Here is a 19,636-nt window from a genome sequence, read left to right on the forward strand (position 1 = left end):
GATCAGCCGCCGCGCGGCTGAGGCCCGCGCGACCGGGGTTTCGCAGCGTTGCCGAAAGGACACGGTGATGCTGGGCGATTTCCTGCAGTTGCGAGCGATGGGCCAGACCAGCCAGGCGATTCAGCAATTGCTGAAGCTCGCACCCAACCTGGCCTGGCGTTTGCGCGACGACGGTACCGAGGAACAGGTTGCGCTGCAAACGGTTGCCGTCGGCAACAGGCTGCGAGTCAAGCCGGGCGAGAAGGTGCCCGTGGACGGCACGGTAATCGAGGGCACGAGTCGCATAGACGAATCCATGATCACCGGCGAGCCCGTGCCAGTGGCCAAAGCGGCCGGCGACAAAGTGACCGGCGCAACGGTGAACGGCAATGGCTCGTTGCTTGTCCTCGCCGAACGCGTCGGTGCGGACACGCTGCTGGCACGTATCGTTCACATGGTCGGTGAAGCGCAGCGCACGCGAGCCCCGATCCAGCGGCTTGCCGATATCATCGCTGCCTGGTTCGTCCAGATTGTCGTGGCGATTGCCGTCGTAACGGCACTCACGTGGTGGTTTTTTGGTCCGGAGCCGAGACTTGCATACGCTTTTGTAAACGCCGTTGCCGTGTTGATCATCGCCTGCCCGTGTGCTGTCGGCCTCGCCACACCGATCTCGATGACCGTCGCCATGGGGCAAGGCGCGCGCGCCGGCATTCTGTTCCGCAACGCCGAGGCGATCGAGCGGATGCGCGACATCGACACTCTGGTGGTGGACAAGACCGGTACGCTGACGCTCGGCCGTCCGTCGCTGACTGACTTCGTTGCCGAGGGCATTGCAGAAGATGAAGCGCTGGCGCTCATCGCAGGTGTCGAACAACTTTCCGAGCATCCGATCGGGTTGGCGATCGTCGAGGGCGCCAAGTCGCGTGGCCTGACACCAGGAGCGGCAGGCGCATTCGATGCCGTCAACGGTCTTGGCGTGCAAGCGGAGATCGATGGCCAGGCTGTGCTGGTCGGTAGCCGCAGCTTTCTCACGCAGCGCGGCGTCGACACCCAGCAGTGGGAAGGCAGGGCGGAAGCCTGGCGCGCCGAAGCCAAGACGGTGGTGTTCTTTGCCATTGACGGTGCGGCAGCGGGAATGGCGGCCGTCGCCGATCCGATCAAGGAAAGCACCCAGGAAGCGATTACGGCGCTCAAGAGTGCGGGCGTGCGCATCGTGATGCTCACTGGCGATTCGCGCAGCACCGCCGAAGCGGTCGCCCGTAGACTCGGCATCGACGAAGCGCTCGCCGAAGTGCTGCCCGAAGACAAGGCAGGTCACGTGAAGCGCCTGCAGGCCGAAGGGCGCAAGGTCGCGATGGCCGGCGACGGCATCAACGACGCGCCGGCGCTGGCGCAGGCCGACGTCGGCATCGCCATGGGCACCGGCACCGACGTGGCCATGGAAAGCGCCGGCGTGACGCTGGTGAAAGGCGACCTGCGCGGCATTACGCGCGCCGCCGTTCTGTCACGCGCCACGATGCGCAACATCCGCCAGAACCTCGCTTTCGCCTTCGGCTACAACGCGCTCGGCATCCCGATTGCCGCCGGCGTGCTCTACCCGGCTTTCGGCCTGCTCCTGTCGCCGGTCTTCGCCGGCGCTGCCATGGCGCTCAGTTCGGTATCCGTGGTGACTAACGCCCTGCGTCTGAATCGCGTCAAGCTATGAATGAGGCGAAGCGCTAATGGAGAATTTGGCCAGTCCACCCCGTTTCAAGCGTTGCAAGAGGCACTCCCGGCCGACGAAATGACGCCGGCAGCCGTTCTCCTGCTGGAACTTTGTCACTGGCAGCGGGAACAGTTCCTTGAAGCGATCACAGTATTTGTCGAGACGACCACAAGCATCGTAGAATAGCGTTCTTCGCGGGCGTCGTATAATGGTAATACCCTAGCTTCCCAAGCTAGAGCCGAGGGTTCGATTCCCTTCGCCCGCTCCACTTCCCGCTCATCACGCTGATTTGATGTAATTGGCGTGTGATCGGAAGTCCGTTTGGATGAGGAACGAAGCTCGGCGCCCCAGGGTGGAGATTGTGCTGGGGTTCCTGCGTCACCTCAACCTACGGAACTGTGGCGAAACTCGCCCAACCCCTGCATTGGCACTCGCTGGCGAGAAGCGGGTCGCCGCTAGCCCCGAGACGACGATCAGCCCAATTGCCAGCCACGACCATCCGTCGTGGGCATCGTTCCACAGGATCACGCCGAACAGGCTGGCAAAGACCACCGTGCTGTAAGCCAGGGCTGCCGCCATCAGCGTTCTGGTGCCGGCGTAGGCACGGGTCATGGCCAGTTGCGCGCCGGTGGCAAAAATGGCGACACCGAGCAGCAGCGACCCGCTGCGCAGGTCGACCGGATGCGTTTCGGAAAGCAGCAGCCAGGTGCTCGCGCAGATCGACGAGACGAGCGAGAAGTAGAAGACGGTGCGCGTTTCCGGCTCGCCACGCGAACCGAGTTCGCGGAGGCTGAAATAGGCCATGCCGGCCAGCACGCCCGAGCCCAGACCGATCAGTCCGCCGACCCATTGCCCGGAGTCCAGCGTCGGTCTGAGCAGCAGGCCGACGCCGGCCAGTCCCAGGAGCAGCGCGCCGAGAATTCCCACCGTCAGGCGCATGCCGGACAGCGCCAGGTAGAGTGCCAGGAAGATCGCCGAAGTGTAGTTGAGCGTCACTGCCGTGGCCAATGGCAGCAGGGTGATCGCCCAGAAGAAGGCGCACAGCGCCGAGAAGCCGACGGCGCCCCGGCTCACCTGCCAGCGCCAGTGGGGCGTTTTCAACGGCACGCGGCGCAGGCGGACTAGGGCGAACATGAGGATCAGCGAGAGGAAGCTGCGGTAGAAAACGATTTCCAACGCCGAGTGGGTAGCGGCAGCCAGCTTGACGCACACCCCCATACAGGCGAACAGGAGGCTGGCGAGGATCATCCACAGGGATTGCATCAAGGCGCTTTGCGGGAAGAGAAGCGCCGGATCTTACTCCCGTGCACCTCACTGAGGGCTGTGAGACTGCTAGACTACGTTATTGCCAACCCTTGCCTGGCCAACTGTGGGCGTGTCTATAGACCATGGATTTTCCGATCAAACCGCTGATCACGCTGCTGGCAATTGTCAACCCGATCGGCGTAATCCCGTTCTTCATCCACTTCACGCGCAACCTGAGTCTCTCGCAACGAGCGCAGACAGCCCGCGTCGCCGCGTTCTCCGTCTTTGTCGTGCTCGCCACCAGCGCCCTGGCGGGCCTCAAAGTGCTTGAGTTCTTCGGTATCTCGCTGGCCTCGTTTCAGGTCGGCGGCGGCATGCTGCTGCTGATCAGCTCGATGAACATGCTCAACGCACAGCCGGCCGAGTCGAGCGGACAGGACGTCGACGACGGCGCCAGTCGGGCGGACTCCGGCGCCAGCATTGCCGTCGTGCCGCTGACCATTCCACTGCTCACCGGTCCGGCATCGATCTCGACGGTAGTCATCTACGCCGAGAAAGCCAAGCATTTCTGGGAACTCGGCGTGCTCGTCGTCTATGGCCTGGCAATCGGCCTGGCCACCTGGCTGGCGCTGTCGGCCGCTGGGCGCATCGGCAAGTTCATGGGCCAGACCGGCATCAATGTGATGACCCGGCTGATGGGACTGATCCTCGCCGCGATCGCCGTCGAGGTCATGGCCGACGGATTGATCAAGCTCTTTCCGGTACTCGGACGTTGAGCTCCGACGACGATGTACTGGGCAGCAGCAGCGCTCAGCGCGCAAACGACAAAACAAAGCACAAAAAAGCGCGGAACCTGAAGTTCCGCGCTTTTTGAATGGCTGTCCCCGCGAGTGCCGTCAGGCCGGCATCCTGAACCTGGATTCAGATAGGCCGCCTTCCTTCCGCATCAGGTATGCCCGACATGAGGGGCACACACAACAGCGGTTTCTATGGTCAGCGACCGATGCCAATTAGCATTGGTCCAAGGAATATATGACCTTAACAAACACCGCAGGGAACTCTCTCGGAGGCTGATGTGGTCGTAAAAACCGTGCCAATCGACCCTCTATTGCGGCTTTAGCACCGCGTCAAGCTCTGCCTCCATGAAAGAAATTCTACGCCTAACGGCGTCGATGTCCACTCCTATTTCGGATTCAATTTTTTTATTTTGCTCCGGGCTGGCGTGAATCTGGCACAGGTGCTCGTGGGCGATGTTCAGGGCGGTCATGACTGCGATTCTCTCGGCGAGATTGCTCTTGGTCTTCTCGGCGATCTCGCGCATCTTGCCGTCGACGTAGGCCGCGGTATTGAGTAGTGCGGCACGTTCATCCGGCGGGCAGGCCACACGGTATCCCTTGCCAAGCAGGGTGATGTCGATAAAACTGGCTTCGTTGGGCATCGGATCAGAAGGTTCAGGCCTTGGCTGCGGGCAGTTGCTGGGCAAGGTGTTCGAGCCGGGCGCAGGCAGCTCCCATGCGCTCGGCCAGGCGCTCCTTGTCGGTGTCGGCGGCGGCGAGTTGTTCCCGAAGCCCATCGTTCTCTGCGCGCAGGGTGCGGCAGAGGGATACGACCTGGGCAATCCGGCCTTCGAGCGCATTGAGTTCATTGAGCATGGGCGAGACTATAGATTCAAAATCCGTGTTCGGTCAAGGCGTAAGGAACGACTCTCAAGGTAGTTTGTGGCACACCGGCCTCCTGCGGCAATCCGGGGTCGCTGGATGTCGACCGCACTGTATAATCCGTGCCTCCGCCGACATCAAGTGGCGGAAGCTATCGTGCAAGGTGCCGCAACGCAGATTTGCTGCCGCGGTTAAACGGGAAACAGGTGCGTGTAGGTGAAACGCCATGCCTGTGCTGTCCCCGCAACGGTAAGCGAGTGTGGGTGTGTCGATAGGCCACTGGGTGAAATCCTGGGAAGGCGACATGTCAAGACTCGTGAGCCCGGATACCGGCCTTCGCACACGTGAACGGAAGTGCCGCGGGGATGCGGACACAAAACGCTCGGCGCTGGCGCCTGCTGGTGCGTCGTTGTCGCTCTCCCCTGTGCAATTCCGTATTTTGCTCGCCGGCTTGCGGGGACGCTTGTCGGCAAAAGGGAGAACCCATCATGCCGCCGAATAAAGTGCACGCAGCTTGTGCCGCGAGACTTGCCAGTTTTGCCACCCTTGTCGTGGCTTTCGTGGTTTTCGTAGCCTTATTCCCCGCGGCAGGCTATGCCGACGATCTTCAAGTCGATCCAATTGTCGTCACCGCGACTCGACAGGCCACGCGTACCAGCGAGTTGACCAGCGATGTGTCGGTCATCACGCGCGACGAGATCGATCAGGCGGGCGAATCGACTCTTGCCAAATTGCTGGCCCGGCAACCGGGGATCCAGTACGTCGAAAACGGCGGCGCGGGGACCAACAGCGGCATTTTCATCCGCGGCGCCAACACCAATCAATCGATCGTGCTGATCGATGGGCAACGCATCGGCTCGGCAACCAGCGGTAGCCCGGCGCTGTCGCGCATTCCTCTGGACCAGATCGAACGTATCGAAATCCTGCGCGGTCCGGCGTCATCGCTGTATGGTGCCGATGCCATCGGTGGGGTGATCCAGATCTTCACTCGCCGTGGCGAGGGGCCGACCCGGGTGAACGCGACTACCGGCTATGGCAGTTACGGCACGACCGATACCACCATCGGCGTCTCTGGTGGGTCGGATCTGATTTCCTACAGCGTACAGGCGGGTTATCTGGATACCTCTGGCTTCAGCGCGATTAACAACCGGCGGAGCGTGTATTTCAACCCGGACCGGGATGGTTATTACAACAAGAACCTCAGTGCCAACCTGGCCGTACGTCCGGCAGCTGGCCAGGAAATCGGTGTCAATCTACTGGCCAGCCAGGGAACAAACCAGTACGACTCGAATGACTTCAGCCCTGCCGGCGCGGCGCAGAACTTCAACAGCGACCAGACCATCGGCTCGTTCTCGATGTACTCACGCAACCGCCTCAATCAAGCGTGGACCAGCACCTTGCGTGTCGGCCGCAGTACAGACGACACCACCGATTACGCCGGCAATATCAAGAGCAGTCGCTTCCGTACCGATATGGACCTGGCTTCCTGGCAGAACGACATCAAGCTTCCGGTCGGCGAAGCGCTGTTGGCTGCCGAGTACCTCAAGCAAAAAGTGTCCGGAACGACCGACTATGAGGTCAACGAGCGCATCATCCGCTCCGTGCTTGCCGGCTGGAACGGGCGCCTCGACGAACACCGACTGCAATTGAACGTGCGCCGCGATGACAACTCACAGTTTGGCGCGGAAACCACGGGTTCCGCTTCGTATGGCTATCAATTCACGCCCGAATGGCGCGCGCACGTTTCCTATGGCACGGCATTTCATGCCCCGACCTTCAATGACCTTTACTATCCTGGTTTTGGCAATCCCGATCTGAAGCCCGAAACGGCGAAGAATTCCGAGGTGGGTGTCAACTGGGAACGCGGCAGTCATCGTTTTTCTGCGGTTCTGTTCAACAACGATCTCACCAACCTGATCCAGCTTCGTCCACCGACCTACGCACCAGTCAATGTCAGCCAGGCGCTTCTGCGCGGCGCCACGCTGACCTACGACGGACGTTTCTCGCCGTGGGCGCTGGGCGTCGTGCTTGACTTCCTCGATCCGCGCAACGAGGAACAAGGAGCCAATAACGGCAATCGGCTTCCTCGCCGCGCCGAGCAACAGATGAGCAGCTACGTGACGCGAACGCTTGGTCAGTGGGAATTGCGCGCGGAGTGGCAACTGGTCGGCAATCGCTATGAGGACCCTGCCAATCTCAAGCGTCTGGGTGGCTACGGTCTGGTCAACGTCTACGCAGATTACCGTTTGCAACGCGACTGGGCGTTCTTTGTCCGGGCCAACAACATCTTCGACAAGGCGTACGAAACCGCCGCCGACTTCGCTACTGCGGGTGCAAACATTTTCGTCGGCGTCCGTTACGCGCCGAAATAGATCTCTCCATGCCCACTCGCCGCCGGGCCTTGCTGATTCTCGCCGCTCTCGCCGGGCTGGCGCTGGGCTGCATCGCACTGGCGCTGATGGTCGGCAGCATGCCGATCAGCCCGGTCGAGGTCCTGTCGGCGCTCATCGACCAGGGCGCTGGCGTTGCCGGCGAAGTGGTCCGCAACCTGCGCCTGCCGCGGGCGCTGACAGGCTTCGCCTGTGGCGGTTTGCTGGCCCTCGCCGGTGCGCTGCTGCAGGTCTTGCTGCGCAACCCGCTGGCCGATCCTTACGTACTCGGGATTTCGGGCGGCGCCGGCATTGGCGCACTGCTGGCGATCGTTGGCGGCCTTGGGGTGGCGGGAATCAATGGTCTGGCTTTCGCTGGTGCGCTTGGCTCGATGCTGCTGGTTTTTGGCCTCGCGCACGGCGATGGTGGCTGGACCCAGTCGCGGCTGCTGCTCACCGGTGTGATCGTTGCCGCCGGCTGCGGCGCAGTCGTCACGCTGATGCTGGCGGTCGCTCCCGAGGACAGGCTGCGCGGCATGCTCTTCTGGCTGATGGGCGACCTGTCGCAGACGGGCGACCCGCAGCTTGCCCTGATCGTCCTCGCCGGGGTGCTGCTCCTGGCGCTGCCATTTGCGCGTGAACTCAACCTGCTGGCACGCGGGGCCGACGTCGCGCAAGCGCTCGGTGTGGCCGTGCGCCCATTGCGCAGAGGGGTCTACTTCGTCGCCTCGCTGGCCACTGCCGTCGCCGTCACGCATGCTGGTGCGATCGGCTTCATTGGCTTGATCGTGCCGCACGTGGTGCGTCTGGCGGCAGGCAACGATCAGCGCTTGCTGCTCCCCGCCTCGGTACTTGCCGGTGGCAGCCTGCTGGTGATCGCCGACACCCTGGCGCGGACGATGCTTGCACCGCAACAATTACCCGTCGGCGTGCTGACCGCTCTGATTGGTGTCCCGGTCTTTCTCTTCCTGCTCACCCGCGCTTCACCTGGCCGACGCTGAGATGAGTCACGCGCTGCCCTTGCTGAGCACCCATGGCCTGGCCGTGGGCATTGCTGGCCAGCTTTTCTGCCACGATCTGGCTCTCGCTGTGGGCGCGGGCGAGTGCGTGGCCATCCTCGGCCGCAACGGCGCCGGCAAGTCGACCCTGCTATCGGTGCTGGCGGGCCTGCGCGAGCCCGATGCGGGTCAGGTGCTGGTCGCCGGTGCGACCTACGCCACTCTTGGCGCACGCGCGAGTGCCCGCATTCGCGGCTGGCTGCCGCAAAGCCGCAGCGAAAGCTTTTCATCGACGGTGCTGGAAACCGCGCTGGTCGGCCGTCATCCGCACCTCGGACGCTGGGACTGGGAGTCCGAGAATGACGCCCGCCTCAGCCGTCGGGCGCTGGCGGCCGTCGGCTTGAGCGAACTGGCCCAGCGAGATGTACTGACGCTCTCCGGCGGCGAGCGCCAGCGACTGGCGATCGCCACCTTGCTGTCCCAGGCACCGCAACTGTACCTGCTCGATGAGCCGCTGACCCACCTCGATCTGAGTCACCAGATGGCCACGCTCGAACTCTTTGCTGCTCTGGCCCGCCAGGAGCAGGCGGCCTGTGTGATGGTCCTCCACGAACCTGGCCTGGCGGCGCGTTTCTGTACGCGTGCGCTGCTGCTCTTCGGCAACGGCGCGACCGAACAGGGCGCTTGCGACGAAGTCATCACTGGCGACTCGCTGACTCGACTTTACGGCTATCCGCTGCGTGAAGTCGCTGATGGCCAGCGGCGCTGGTTCATGCCAGCGTAGCAACAGACGATCGGTTTGCTGCTCGCCAGCCGAGAGCCCCGACGACGCCTACTCGGCCGAGGGTGTCCGACGCTCCGCCGCAGACTGCCTGGCGTGCTTGCGCCGATACATGTCGGCATCGGCGTGTTGAACCAGGGACTCGACATCCTGCCCTTCCTCCGGGTAAATCGCCAGGCCGACCGAAGCGCCCGCCTGTGCCCCCGCCGCTGGCGGATCAAGCGACAGCAGCGGCGCGCCCAGGAGTTGCTCGAGTTTGCTGCGCGCACTCTCGGCGTCCTGATGGTTGTGGATGGCATCGAGCATGACGACGAATTCGTCACCGGCGTAGCGCGCCACGAGATCCCTGCTGCGCAGACCGGTGATCATCCGCTGGGCCATCTCCTGCAGGACCTTGTCGCCCGCATCGTGGCCGAAACGGTCATTGATGTGCTTGAAATCGTTGAGGTCGATGAACAGGATGGCGAAGGGGCGCGGCTCAGGCAGTGCGCGCTGCTGGGCCAGGCGATCGTCAACTCGTCGCAGGAAGGCTTCGCGGTTGGCCAGACCGGTCAGCCGATCGCTGAGCAGTCTGTGTTGCATCGCCCGGAAGCTCTTGGCCAGGTCGCCGATCTCATCGCTGCGCGCGACATCCAGCGGCGTGTTGAGGTCACCGTTGCCGATGTTGCGCGCCGCCACTGCCAGTTGTTTGAGGTCGCCAGCGACCACTGAAAGGACCAATGAGCCGATGAACACGGTGAGCAACGACGCCAGCAGGGCGAGCAGCACGGTCGTCTTGAAGTTTTCCGTCACGCCGAACAGGAAGTCGCTGCGTGGCACGGCGACGACGATGGTCCAGTCAAGACCTGCCGCATCCTGGAGACGGGCATAAGCGGCCTCTACTGCTTGCTGGTCAGCGGTCTTGAATACGGCGGCGCGTGGCTGCGATGTGTCGACAGAATCGACCAGTAGCTTGCGGATTTCCCGGTAGCTGGCCACCACCAGTGGATCGTCGCTGGCTTCAACATTGAGCCGGACGTTCCCCCCGGCAGCATCCTTGCGCAGGTGCGGGCCGCGCGAGGTGCCAATCAGGTTGCCGTCGGGCTCGACGACGTAGGCGACGGCGTTCGCCGTCAGTCGCAAGGAACGCAGGAACTGGTTGACCTGTTTCAGCGACAGGTCGGTAGCGACGACGCCCTGGAATTCCCCCTGCGCGTTGCTGACCTGTCGTGCGCGTGTGGCAACCAGTTCCTCGCTTCGGAAATCGATGTAGACCGAGGTCCATGTGGGCAGGGGCGAACTCTGACCCGCTTTGAACCACGGGCGCTCGCGCGGTTCGAAGACGCGCGTTTCGCGCACCGGGTCGGTCAGTTGGCCAGCGATTCCCGTAAAACGATAGATCGTTCGTGAGCCGCTGCCGCTGGTGCGCAAGCGCAACTCGGCCAGCGACTCCGAATGGCGCCAGAGTCCGAAAAACTGGCCGTTTCGGTCGCCGTAGTAGGCATAGTGATTCGGATCCCGATGGACCGACGTTGCCAGCCAGAAGCGCGTGCGCAGATTGCCCAGATCGTCCTCGATGCGCGCTGGCGCGGCCACGCCGTCGGGAAAGGCGGTCTCGAGCACTGCACTGGCACCAAATACATGCCGCTCGGCAGCCTGGGCAATCCGGTACACCATCTCCGACAGCAACTGGTGCGAAAGCGTGTCGACAGCCACTCGGCCGGCCGAATAGGAAAGGCCGCCAATGGCGCTGGCCAGCAGCAGAACGAGGAGCACGTACGGCAGCGTGAGCATCTGCCGCAGTGAAAGGAACTGAAACCACTTCAATCCGGTACGGGTACCGGTGCCCGGCAGGAAGCCGCCTTGACGCTGGGTACGTAATCGAAATCAGCGACCAGGATGTGGTTGTAAAACCAACCGTTGATCAGGAACTTGACTTCCTCTGCGATCTGATCGAGGGTCATTTGCTTGGCGTTCTCGAGCAGATCGAAGAGCATCCGGCGGAATTCAGCGTGCAGTCGCCGATGCGCCGCCAGGCCGGGGTAGTGGCAAGCGGCCATCATCTCCTCCTCTTCGCGCAAATGGACCTTGACGTACTCGGTCAGCATGGCCAGCGACTTCAGCACCCTGATCTGGTCACCATCGCCGCCGAAGGTGGCGGCAAGCTCGAACAACTGCCGGTGCTGCGCATCGATATTTGGCAGGCCGACCAGTATCTTCGGGGACCACTCCACCAACTCAAATTCCATTGCTTGCTCCCTGTATCCCATTCGGGCGGTTGGACCGTCTCACGACGCGATCCGCCGCAATGCTGCGTCGATCTGATCGGCGAGTGCCAGCCAACGGTCTTCCAGATTGACCAGTTCCTCGGCGATCTGGTTCAGTCGTCTGCCTACGTCACCGCGCTCCTGTGGCGGCACAGACGCTGACAAGCGTGCTTCGAGAGAGTGCTGTTCTGCCTGGAGGACGAGCAGACGCTGTTCGACGCTCCCTTGGTCGCGCTGGAGTGTCTTCAGGTTCCCGTGCGGCAATTTCTTTTCCGCGCTGCTTGCCGGAGAGCCCCGCCTGAGCGGATTTTTCGCGTTCTTTGCTGACTCCCGCAGGCTGTCTCGATTCCTCCGCGCTTCGTCGAGCAGGTAGCGCTGGTAATCGTCCAGATCGCCGGCGAAATCTTGCACGCCGCCGCGGGCGATCAGCCAGAACTCGTCACAGACCGAGCGCAGCAGCGAGCGGTCGTGGCTGACCAGCATGACCGTTCCCTCGAATTCGTTGAGAGCCATTGACAGCGCCTCGCGAGTGGCGAGGTCGAGGTGGTTGGTGGGTTCATCGAGCAGCAAGAGATTGGGACGCTGCCAGACGAGCATGCACAGCACCAGGCGTGCCTTCTCGCCACCGCTCATCGTGCCTACGGTTTGTCTGACCATGTCGCCGCCGAAGTTGAAGGTGCCAAGGAAGGTGCGCAGATCCTGCTCGCGGTCGCTTTGCCCGGTTGACACGCTTTCTCTCGCCAATCGGACGAGGTGTTGCAGAGGGCTTTCGCCCGGACGCAGGACATCGAGTTCCTGCTGGGCAAAGTAACCGATGTTGAGGCCTTTTCCTTCGCTGATGGTGCCACTGGTGCACGCCAGGACGCGCGTGATGGTCTTGACCAGGGTGGACTTGCCCTGACCGTTGGCGCCCAGGATGCCGATCCGCTGGCCGGCCAGCACCGATCGGTTGACCTGGCGCACGATCACCGTCGGCGGCGTACCGGCAAGCGCTTCTCCCGGTGGTGGGTAGCCGAAGCAGGCGTTTTCCATGACCAGCATCGGGTTCGGCAGGTTGGCTGGTTCCTTGAACTCGAAACTGAAGTCAGCGCTGGTCAGGATGGGAGCCAGTCGTTCGATTCTTTCGAGCGCCTTGACCCGGCTTTGCGCCTGTCTGGCCTTGGTTGCCTTGGCCTTGAAGCGGGCGATGAAGCTCTGCAAATGGGCAATCTTGTCCTGCTGCTTGTGGTAAGCGTTCTGCTGCAGTTCCAGTTGCTGAGCGCGCAGTTCTTCGAAAGCGCTGTAGTTGCCTCCGTAGCGCGTTAACTTGCCATTATCGAGGTGCACCGTCACGGTGCTGACGGCATCGAGAAACTCCCGATCATGGCTGATTACCAGCATGGTCCCTTCGTAGCGTTTGAGCCAGGACTCCAGCCACACGAGAGCATCGAGATCGAGGTGGTTGGTCGGTTCGTCGAGCAGCAACAGGTCGGAGGGGCACATCAGCGCACGCGCCAGTTGCAGACGCATCCGCCAGCCACCCGAGAAGCTGTCAACGGGATGATTGAGTTCGGTCGGCTTGAAGCCCAGGCCGAGGATCAGCGCCTGGGCGCGCGCCTGGGCATCGTGTGCGCCGGCGTCGTGCAGGATCATGTAGGCGTGTGCCAGACGTTCTCCATCGCCGTCGTCCTCGGCCAGGCGTACTTCCTCCTGGGCGGCCAGCAATGCCGTGTCGCCTTCGATCACGAAGTCGGTCGCGCTTTGGCCGGTCGACGGCATTTCCTGTACGACCTGCGCCAGGCGCCACTGCGCTGGTCGCGAGAACTCGCCGGCATCTTCGTGCAGGCTGCCATCGAGCAGCGCGAACAAGGTGGTCTTGCCGGCGCCATTGCGACCGACGAGGCCGACTCTCTCGCCGGGATTTACCGTCACTGAAGCGCTGTCGAGCAACGCCTTGGCGCCGCGGCGCAGGGTGACGTCATTGAGGGTGATCATGCAGGTGCGAACTCCAGCCGATTGTCCGGCATCGTTACTCTGAAAGTCGCGTCAGCGACTCGCGAACCTCCCCTCTCCCGCGTGCGTGTTAGAGGGGGCGGGGCCCGTGCCGCCGGGACTAGCGGAAAACGACGGTCTTGTTGGCGTGCACCAGTACCCGGTCTTCCAGATGGTAACGCAGTCCGCGCGCGAGTACGGCTTTCTCTATATCCTTGCCGTAGCGCACCATGTCTTCGACCGAATCGGAGTGGTCGATGCGGATCACATCCTGCTCGATGATCGGCCCCTGATCGAGATCCCTGGTGACGTAGTGGCAGGTGGCGCCGATCAGCTTGACGCCGCGCTGGTAGGCCTGGTGGTAAGGTCGGGCGCCGACAAAGCTGGGCAGAAAGGAGTGGTGAATGTTGATCACCTGTCCAGGGTAGCGTTCACAAAGCTCCGGCGGCAGGATCTGCATGTAGCGCGCAAGGACCATCGTATCCCCCTTGACCTCGTCGTAGAGGCGAGCGATTTCGTCGTAGGCCGCCTGCTTGTGGTCAGGCTTGACCGGGACGTGGTGGAAGGGAATGCCGTGCCACTCGACAAAGGCCTTGAAGGCGTCATGATTGGAGATCACACAGGGAATCTCGATGTCGAGTTCCCTCGATTGCCAGCGTGACAGCAGGTCGTAAAGGCAGTGCTCCTGCTTGCTGACCATGATCACCACGCGTCGTTTCACCGCCGAATCGCTGATCTTCCAGTTCATCGACAAATCTTCTGCAAGTGGGCGGAAGCGCTCGCGGAATTCGGCGAGGTGAAAAGGCAGGGAATCGGCCTTCACTTCCATACGCATGAAATAGCGGGCGTCATCATCTCCGCTACCGTCATCCGCGTGGTAGCTGGATTCGAGAATCCAGCCCTCATGCTCGGCAATGAAGCCGGCGACACGGGCGATGATGCCAACCTGATCAGGGCAGGATCCAGAGAGGGTGTAGAATCGTTTGGAATACATCGCGCGACCAACCTAAGCGGATAATGCGTGAGCGACAAAGGCCTTGTCGAGTTCGCTGCGCAAGTCAGCGTAGGAGTAAGTCACGGGAAACTGCGGGAATTCGCGGATCACATTGTCTGGCGGATGAAACAGGATTCCGGCGTGCGCTTCAGCCAGCATCGCCGTGTCGTTGTACGAATCACCCGCGGCGACAACGGTGAACCGGAGTTCCTTCAAACGGCGCACGGCTTCGCGTTTCTGATCGGGCATGCGCAGGTGGTAGTTCACCACCCTCCCCGCAGCGTCGGCCTCAAGACTGTGGCAGAACAGGGTTGGCCAGCCCAACTGGCGCATCAGCGGGTGTGCGAACTCGTAGAAAGTGTCCGACAGGATGATCAACTGATAATCGGCGCGCAGCCCATCGACGAAGGCGCGGGCACCGGCGAGCGGGCCCATCTCGGCGATGACTTTCTGGATGTCGGGGAGCCCAAGCTTGTTCGCGGCCAGGATGGCCAGGCGATAGGCCATCAGTTTGTCATAGTCTGGTTCGTCGCGCGTGGTCAGGCGAAGCTCGGGAATACCGGTGCGCGCGGCGAACTCGATCCAGATTTCGGGGACCAGTACGCCTTCAAGGTCGAGGCAGACGATTTGCACGGCGAGCTCCCAGGGGATGAGGTTTGGACGGAAGCCGGTCATTCTACCAAATCCGCCCTGTCAAATCCGCAGACCGCTGATCGCCGGGTCGGGGCGCGCCGCCAGCGATCCATGCCATCATCCTGTTTCGATCATGGTGCGCCAGGGTGTGGGACAATAGTGCCTGCGCGTGCTGGGCGCAAAGTCATCAGGGCGACTGCCTGGCTGTTGCCGAAGGAGGATTCAATGCGTCGTGGCAGTGTGCTGGCTGTTTTGATGTACCTGAGTGCTGCGGCCTGGGCTGAGGCACCTTTGCCGCCGCCGGACGTTCCGCAAACGCTAGAGCAGGCTGCTGCGCAGCGGCAACGGGCCAGCGCGATGCGCGCCGAGGCAGAGCGTCGCCACCTGGCGGACCAGGACCGGTGCTACACCAAGTTCCTGGTCAATGATTGTCTCGCCGCGGCCAAGAAGCGCTATACCGAGGCTATCGTGGGTGCGCGCCGGCTTGAGCAACCGGCCCGAGAGTTCGAGCGCGAGGCCAAGAGGCAGGAACTGGAGACCAAGGAAGTGCAACGCGCGGCTGATTCTCCCCGGCGCGAGGCCGAACTCAAGGAACGTGCCGAAACCCACCGCGCCGAGGAGGCCGCGAAGCTTGCCGAACGTGAGGAGAAGCTGTCCGAAAAAACCAGGAAGGCTGAGGAGGGGCGCCGAAAAATCGCTGCCGAACAGGCCAAACGGCACGCAAAGCTGGAGAAACGAGCCCGGCAGGATGCCGAGCGGGCGGCGAAAAAAGCGGCCAAGGAAGTCAGCAAGGATGGGGCGCTGCCGGCCAACTGATACGCAACTCTCCGCGCTGTCGACCATGGTTCTCGACAGACCTGCCGGTGCCGGCGATCGCCGCTTGTCGTTTCAGCCCCAGTTCACTAGGCTCGATGCTTTTCGTGCGTCGCTTCTCGTGCACCCTGTGACGGTTGACCTGTGGCGTAATTCGGACATCGATAGTGCCCCACGCTGGCGCAACAGTAGCAGATGATCGGGCCTCCGTTTGCCGTACTTTACGGCAAGGCGGTCCAGGTAGTGAAGCCAGGCGTCCCGGTTCGTCCCGGCGGCGGCAATGGCCCCATCGGGCAACTTGTTGCTCCAGACCTCGTATCGGTAAGCGAATTCAGCCCATTCGTACAGCGATTCTTCCATCGAGTCAATGCCGACCCCAGCGGGATCAGTGCCGGGGCCCAGCAAGATGCGCAGCAGCTCATTCGGATCGGCCCCTGCGTCGAGCAAAATGCGCATCATCTCGGTGTCCATATTGAGAATAGCCGTGAACAGGGGGCTTGAACCATCCTCGCCGAGACCCTGTGGATCAGCTCCCAGGCGCAGCATTTCCCGGATCACGTCATACTTGCGCGTGGCCGGGCAGAACTCCAGTTCGCTGATCACCTGCTCGAGAATCGTATCCCCGAGCCGATCCGTAGCATTCAAGTCGAACCCCGCCGCGACCTGAGCCCGGATCGCGGCGGTGTCGCCCGTACACGCGGTCGCCACGAAGGCGGCGATCGGGTCTTGCGCTTCAGTGCGCTTCTGGTTGATCATCCGAACACTCCTTCCGCAACATTTTGCCGGTTAGACATCGCTCAAGCGAGGCCTTCTGCTGCCGCTATTTGAGGCGAGCGCCTTCGATGAGCGTGGCCAGGCTGATCTCCTGCACGCTCTGTAGCGTGTTCTTCCCGCACGGAAAGCTGGCCAGCGCTTCGGCCATGGGCCGTGAGAGGATGGCCTGCCAAGCGCGCTCTTGCCGGAGGGCAAGCATTAAGGTTGACCACGTGGGGTCTTTGCGTACCTGAAAACTCCGTAAGGCTCTTGATCGCCTGCTGTGCCGCCGGAAGATCCGGCCGCGCGGAAACCGCCGCCTGCAGTGCGTTCATAGCTTGCCGATAACGTCCCAGTCGGAGCAGCAGAAACCCGAGGTCATACCACGCGCCGGCCAGTGACGATCCCTGGCCGCTTGCCGCGCGCAGGCATTGCGCCGAAGCCTGCAGGCTTCGATCGACGCCGAAAGCAGTGCTGCTATCGTGCGCCGGGCCATCAGCGCTGTCGAATGCCTGTATGGCCTCGCTGCGGCGTCCGGTCAGGCAGTAAACCAGACCAAGCAACTGCAAGGAGACGATATCATCGGGAATCGTGTGCAGGATGCTGCGGGCGATTGACTCGGCGCGCCGGAGCTCGCCCCGCTGATAAAAGGTGCCGAAAAGGTCGAACAGTGCGTCGATCACCGCACGCCCCGATCCGCGGCAAGCCGGTCACCGCGCGGCGAGGATGACAGCCGCAGCCGCTTCTGCTTCAACATGACGGTCTGGCAGCACTCCTGGCTGGCTCGACCGACTGCTTGTGGCGCGTCGTTGCGCATATCACTTGACCCGTAAAATCCCAGTCCTGACATTCTCTCGTGCCGCCGAGGCCGTGAATAGTGGAAAATCTCCCGTTATAGGCGGGAAAATTTCCCGCCCTTTCGGTAATAATAGGTCATGCTCGCCACCATCACCCTCGTCGGCTACCTGTTGCCTCACCTCGCTGGCGGAACTGCATGCAGACCGTGATCGCCTCCCTGTGCGATGCGATCGCCATCCTTGACGAGCGGGGCGTGATCATCAGCGTTAACCGGGTCTGGCGGACTTTTGCCGCAACCCATGGCGGTAGTGCCGCGCTGGCGGCCGGGGTCGGCATCGACTACCTGGCGGTGGTGCGGCGGTCGGCAGCCAACGATGCGCTTGCCGCGCTGGCCTTGCGCGGGCTCGAAGATGTCCTGGCGGGGCGGGAGACGCTGTTTACACTGGAGTACCCCTGCCATTCCCCGGATGGCGGACGCTGGTTCGTGTTTTTCGCCACGCCACTAGAAGGATCGATCCAGGGGGTGGCTGTCTGTCATCGTGACATCACCGCGCGCCAGTCGGCCCAGCGCGCTCTCGATGAGCATGCCGCCGAGTTGCGTCAGCACGCGCGCGACCTGAAAGCGCTGTTGAACGGCGTGTCGTCAATGATCGGCTACTGGGACCGTCACCTGGACAACCGCTTCGCCAACCACGCCTATAGCGACTGGTTCGGCGTCGATCCGGCGACGATCGCGGGCCAGCATATCCGCGAGGTGATCGGTGAGGAACTCTACCGTCTCAACCTGCCGCATATCGAGGCCGCCTTGCGCGGTCACGCCCAGCAGTTCGAGCGTGGCATCCCGTCGCCCGATGGCCGCTCTGTGCGCCATGCGCTGATTCGTTACACACCCGATATCGTCGATGGCGAGGTGCAAGGCTTCTTCGTCGAGGTCACGGATGTTACCTCGATCAAGGCCAGCGAGCAGGCCTTGCAGCGTGCCCAGGAGGTCGGTCGGCTGGGCATTTACACGACCGACCTGTCCTCGGGAGTGTGGGTGGGCAGCCCGATGCTCAACCGGATTTTCGGCATTGGCCCGGAATGCCAACATACCGCCGAGGGCTGGCGGCGGCTGCTGCATCCCGACGACCGTCAGCCAGTTCTCGATCGCTTGCGGCAGGTGGTTGCTAATGGCAGCGCTTTCGACATGGAGTACCGGATCGTGCGGGCCAACGATGGTGCGGTGCGCTGGATGCATGGCCTCGGTCAGTTCGAGCGCTCGACGGACGGAACGGCGTTGCGCCTGCTGGGTACCGTGCAGGACGTCACCGAGCGCAAGGAGGCTGAACTCGCCACGCAGGTCCTGCTCGACGAGAACACGCGCCTGGTGCGGCAGATGATCACCCTGCAGGAGAATGAGCGTGCGGCGCTGGCCCGCGAACTGCACGATGAACTCTCGCAGCACCTGACCGCGATCCGTGCCTTCGCCGGGGCCATCCAGCGTCATGAGGCGCCCGATCGCCGCGAACGAAGTCAGGTCTTTGCGCGGGCGATCGACGACTCTGCGCGCGATATCTACGCCGTGTCGCACCGGCTGATGGAAGGTCTGCGTCCGAGTGTCCTCGACTCGGCCGGCATCGTCGAGGCGCTTGCCAGCCTCCTTGACGGATGGGGTGAACAGCATCCCGAGATCGAATGGCGGGCATCGCTGGATGCGAACCTGGTTTGCCACGGGGCGCAGTTGCGGGTCGCCATCTATCGCATCGTGCAGGAGTGCCTGAGCAATGTCGCCCGGCACGCGAGCGCCCAGCGCGTGCGGATCGTCCTCGCCGGCCGCCAGTGGCCGAACGGGGAGATGTTGCGCCTGGTCATTCGCGACGACGGCGTCGGCATGGACGTCCATAAGCCACACCGCGGTTTCGGCCTGCTGGGGATGCGTGAACGCGTGCTGACCCTCGGCGGCTGGTTCCAGATCACCAGCGAGCCAGCCGGCGGCACCCGCGTGCGGGTGATTCTGCCTAACGCCTGATCGGCTTTCGGGCAGTGCCCTCAGGAGCTGCCGTCAGGGTTCGACGAGGCCCTGGCGAATCGCCATACGCGCCATCTCGGCGGGGCTGGAAACGCCCAGCTTGGCTCTGATCTGGGTGAAATGGTTGCTGACGGTCTTGCTGCTCAGGTGCAGGATGCTCGCGCACTGGGGCAGCGTGTGGCCCTCGCTGAGCAGCTTGAAGACCTGGAACTCGCGCTGGGTCAGGCGCTTGAACTGGCTGGCGCCCGACGGGAGGTGGCGGTCCAGCAGGGCCGGCAACATGTCCGGGCTGACGAAGGATTCCCCGCCCGCCACTTTCCTGATCCCTTGCAGCAAGGTATCGGCGTTGCTGCTCTTGGTGACGAAGCCAAGAGCACCGGCCTCCAGCGCCCGCTCGAGCAGTACCTGTGAATTATGCACGGTATAGACCAGGATGGCCGCTCGCGGGTCCAGCTCGCGGATGCGCCGGATGGCTTCGATGCCGCCGAACCCTTCCATGCTTAGATCCATGACCACCGCGTCCGGGCGGATAGGGCGGTACACGGCGTACGCCGCCTCACCACTGGCGACTTCCAGCAGCACGCGCAGCCCGGCATCGGAATCGATCAGGCTGCGCAGGCCGGCGCGCAGTGCCGGGTGGTCGTCGACCACCATGACCGTCACGGGTTGGGCTGCAGGATTCACG

Annotated in this window: 18 protein-coding genes, 1 tRNA gene, 1 other RNA gene and 1 riboswitch; of the genes, 8 read left to right on the plus strand and 12 right to left on the minus strand. The window is 62.8% G+C overall.

Annotated features, from left to right (window positions below):
- Positions 1 to 1,684: copper-translocating P-type ATPase (locus tag ACCAA_RS07130; protein WP_186406546.1), on the plus strand; the 1,684-nt coding region annotated here is incomplete at its 5' end.
- 194 nt (positions 1,685 to 1,878) lie between these two features.
- Positions 1,879 to 1,952, plus strand: a tRNA-Gly gene (locus ACCAA_RS07135).
- A gap of 110 nt (positions 1,953 to 2,062) precedes the next feature.
- Here the strand turns inward: ACCAA_RS07135 and ACCAA_RS07140 are convergent.
- Positions 2,063 to 2,947, minus strand: a complete 885-nt coding sequence (locus ACCAA_RS07140; protein ID WP_186406547.1) for a DMT family transporter — start codon at positions 2,945 to 2,947, stop codon at positions 2,063 to 2,065.
- Between the two features lie 125 nt (positions 2,948 to 3,072).
- Between ACCAA_RS07140 and ACCAA_RS07145 the strand changes: the two genes are divergently transcribed.
- The gene (locus ACCAA_RS07145) at positions 3,073 to 3,705 is read left to right on the plus strand and encodes a MarC family protein (RefSeq protein WP_186406548.1); all 633 of its coding nucleotides are present in this window, start codon (positions 3,073 to 3,075) and stop codon (positions 3,703 to 3,705) included.
- Between the two features lie 101 nt (positions 3,706 to 3,806).
- Here ACCAA_RS07145 and ssrS read toward each other — a convergent pair.
- The 3 genes from ssrS to ACCAA_RS07160 form a co-directional block, all read right to left on the minus strand.
- Positions 3,807 to 3,989: non-coding RNA, 6S RNA (ssrS, locus tag ACCAA_RS07150), on the minus strand.
- 45 nt (positions 3,990 to 4,034) lie between these two features.
- A complete protein-coding gene (locus ACCAA_RS07155; RefSeq protein ID WP_186406549.1) occupies positions 4,035 to 4,367 on the minus strand; it encodes a cell division protein ZapA in 333 nt (110 codons plus the stop codon).
- 13 nt (positions 4,368 to 4,380) lie between these two features.
- Complete coding sequence (locus ACCAA_RS07160) at positions 4,381 to 4,581, minus strand: hypothetical protein (RefSeq protein ID WP_186406550.1); 201 nt, start codon at positions 4,579 to 4,581, stop codon at positions 4,381 to 4,383.
- Between the two features lie 153 nt (positions 4,582 to 4,734).
- A riboswitch (cobalamin riboswitch) is annotated at positions 4,735 to 4,939 on the plus strand.
- A 136-nt stretch (positions 4,940 to 5,075) separates the two neighbouring features.
- Between ACCAA_RS07160 and ACCAA_RS07165 the strand changes: the two genes are divergently transcribed.
- Genes ACCAA_RS07165 through ACCAA_RS07175 form a run of 3 tightly spaced genes read left to right on the plus strand, consistent with a single transcriptional unit; the run spans position 5,076 to position 8,738 of the window.
- Positions 5,076 to 6,959, plus strand: a complete 1,884-nt coding sequence (locus tag ACCAA_RS07165; RefSeq protein WP_186406551.1) for a TonB-dependent receptor domain-containing protein — start codon at positions 5,076 to 5,078, stop codon at positions 6,957 to 6,959.
- Positions 6,960 to 6,967: 8 nt separating this feature from the next.
- Positions 6,968 to 7,957, plus strand: a complete 990-nt coding sequence (locus tag ACCAA_RS07170; RefSeq protein WP_186406552.1) for a FecCD family ABC transporter permease — start codon at positions 6,968 to 6,970, stop codon at positions 7,955 to 7,957.
- A gap of 1 nt (position 7,958) precedes the next feature.
- On the plus strand, positions 7,959 to 8,738 hold the full coding sequence (locus ACCAA_RS07175; protein ID WP_186406553.1) for an ABC transporter ATP-binding protein: 780 nt from the start codon (positions 7,959 to 7,961) through the stop codon (positions 8,736 to 8,738).
- A 48-nt stretch (positions 8,739 to 8,786) separates the two neighbouring features.
- On the opposite strand, the gene ACCAA_RS07180 is transcribed toward ACCAA_RS07175, so the two are convergent.
- The 5 genes from ACCAA_RS07180 to thrH form a co-directional block, all read right to left on the minus strand.
- Positions 8,787 to 10,508 carry a diguanylate cyclase domain-containing protein gene (locus ACCAA_RS07180; RefSeq protein WP_186406554.1) on the minus strand — a complete coding sequence of 574 codons (1,722 nt, stop codon included), beginning with the start codon at positions 10,506 to 10,508 and terminating at the stop codon, positions 8,787 to 8,789.
- A gap of 29 nt (positions 10,509 to 10,537) precedes the next feature.
- Positions 10,538 to 10,963: a bacteriohemerythrin gene (locus ACCAA_RS07185; RefSeq protein WP_186406555.1), complete on the minus strand. Its 426-nt coding sequence runs from the start codon at positions 10,961 to 10,963 to the stop codon at positions 10,538 to 10,540.
- A gap of 39 nt (positions 10,964 to 11,002) precedes the next feature.
- Positions 11,003 to 12,955 carry an ABC-F family ATP-binding cassette domain-containing protein gene (locus ACCAA_RS07190; RefSeq protein WP_186406556.1) on the minus strand — a complete coding sequence of 651 codons (1,953 nt, stop codon included), beginning with the start codon at positions 12,953 to 12,955 and terminating at the stop codon, positions 11,003 to 11,005.
- Between the two features lie 118 nt (positions 12,956 to 13,073).
- The gene (purU, locus tag ACCAA_RS07195; protein ID WP_186406557.1) at positions 13,074 to 13,946 is read right to left on the minus strand and encodes a formyltetrahydrofolate deformylase; all 873 of its coding nucleotides are present in this window, start codon (positions 13,944 to 13,946) and stop codon (positions 13,074 to 13,076) included.
- Between the two features lie 12 nt (positions 13,947 to 13,958).
- Positions 13,959 to 14,579, minus strand: a complete 621-nt coding sequence (gene thrH, locus ACCAA_RS07200) for a bifunctional phosphoserine phosphatase/homoserine phosphotransferase ThrH (protein ID WP_186406585.1) — start codon at positions 14,577 to 14,579, stop codon at positions 13,959 to 13,961.
- Between the two features lie 225 nt (positions 14,580 to 14,804).
- Here thrH and ACCAA_RS07205 point away from each other — a divergent pair, with 225 nt between their 5' ends.
- Positions 14,805 to 15,395, plus strand: coding sequence for a hypothetical protein (locus tag ACCAA_RS07205; protein WP_186406558.1), 591 nt, complete (start codon positions 14,805 to 14,807; stop codon positions 15,393 to 15,395).
- Between the two features lie 72 nt (positions 15,396 to 15,467).
- On the opposite strand, the gene ACCAA_RS07210 is transcribed toward ACCAA_RS07205, so the two are convergent.
- Both ACCAA_RS07210 and ACCAA_RS07215 read right to left on the minus strand, forming a co-directional pair.
- Positions 15,468 to 16,148, minus strand: a complete 681-nt coding sequence (locus tag ACCAA_RS07210) for an ankyrin repeat domain-containing protein (protein WP_186406559.1) — start codon at positions 16,146 to 16,148, stop codon at positions 15,468 to 15,470.
- Positions 16,149 to 16,189: 41 nt separating this feature from the next.
- On the minus strand, positions 16,190 to 16,828 hold the full coding sequence (locus tag ACCAA_RS07215) for a tetratricopeptide repeat protein (protein WP_186406560.1): 639 nt from the start codon (positions 16,826 to 16,828) through the stop codon (positions 16,190 to 16,192).
- Positions 16,829 to 17,139: 311 nt separating this feature from the next.
- Here ACCAA_RS07215 and ACCAA_RS07220 point away from each other — a divergent pair, with 311 nt between their 5' ends.
- Positions 17,140 to 18,951 (plus strand): PAS domain-containing protein, encoded by a 1,812-nt coding sequence (locus ACCAA_RS07220; RefSeq protein ID WP_186406561.1) that lies wholly within the window; start codon positions 17,140 to 17,142, stop codon positions 18,949 to 18,951.
- 33 nt (positions 18,952 to 18,984) lie between these two features.
- On the opposite strand, the gene ACCAA_RS07225 is transcribed toward ACCAA_RS07220, so the two are convergent.
- Positions 18,985 to 19,635, minus strand: a complete 651-nt coding sequence (locus ACCAA_RS07225) for a response regulator (RefSeq protein ID WP_186406562.1) — start codon at positions 19,633 to 19,635, stop codon at positions 18,985 to 18,987.
- Position 19,636: the final 1 nt, after the last annotated feature.

This window comes from Candidatus Accumulibacter aalborgensis (assembly GCF_900089955.1).
Lineage (GTDB): Bacteria > Pseudomonadota > Gammaproteobacteria > Burkholderiales > Rhodocyclaceae > Accumulibacter > Accumulibacter aalborgensis.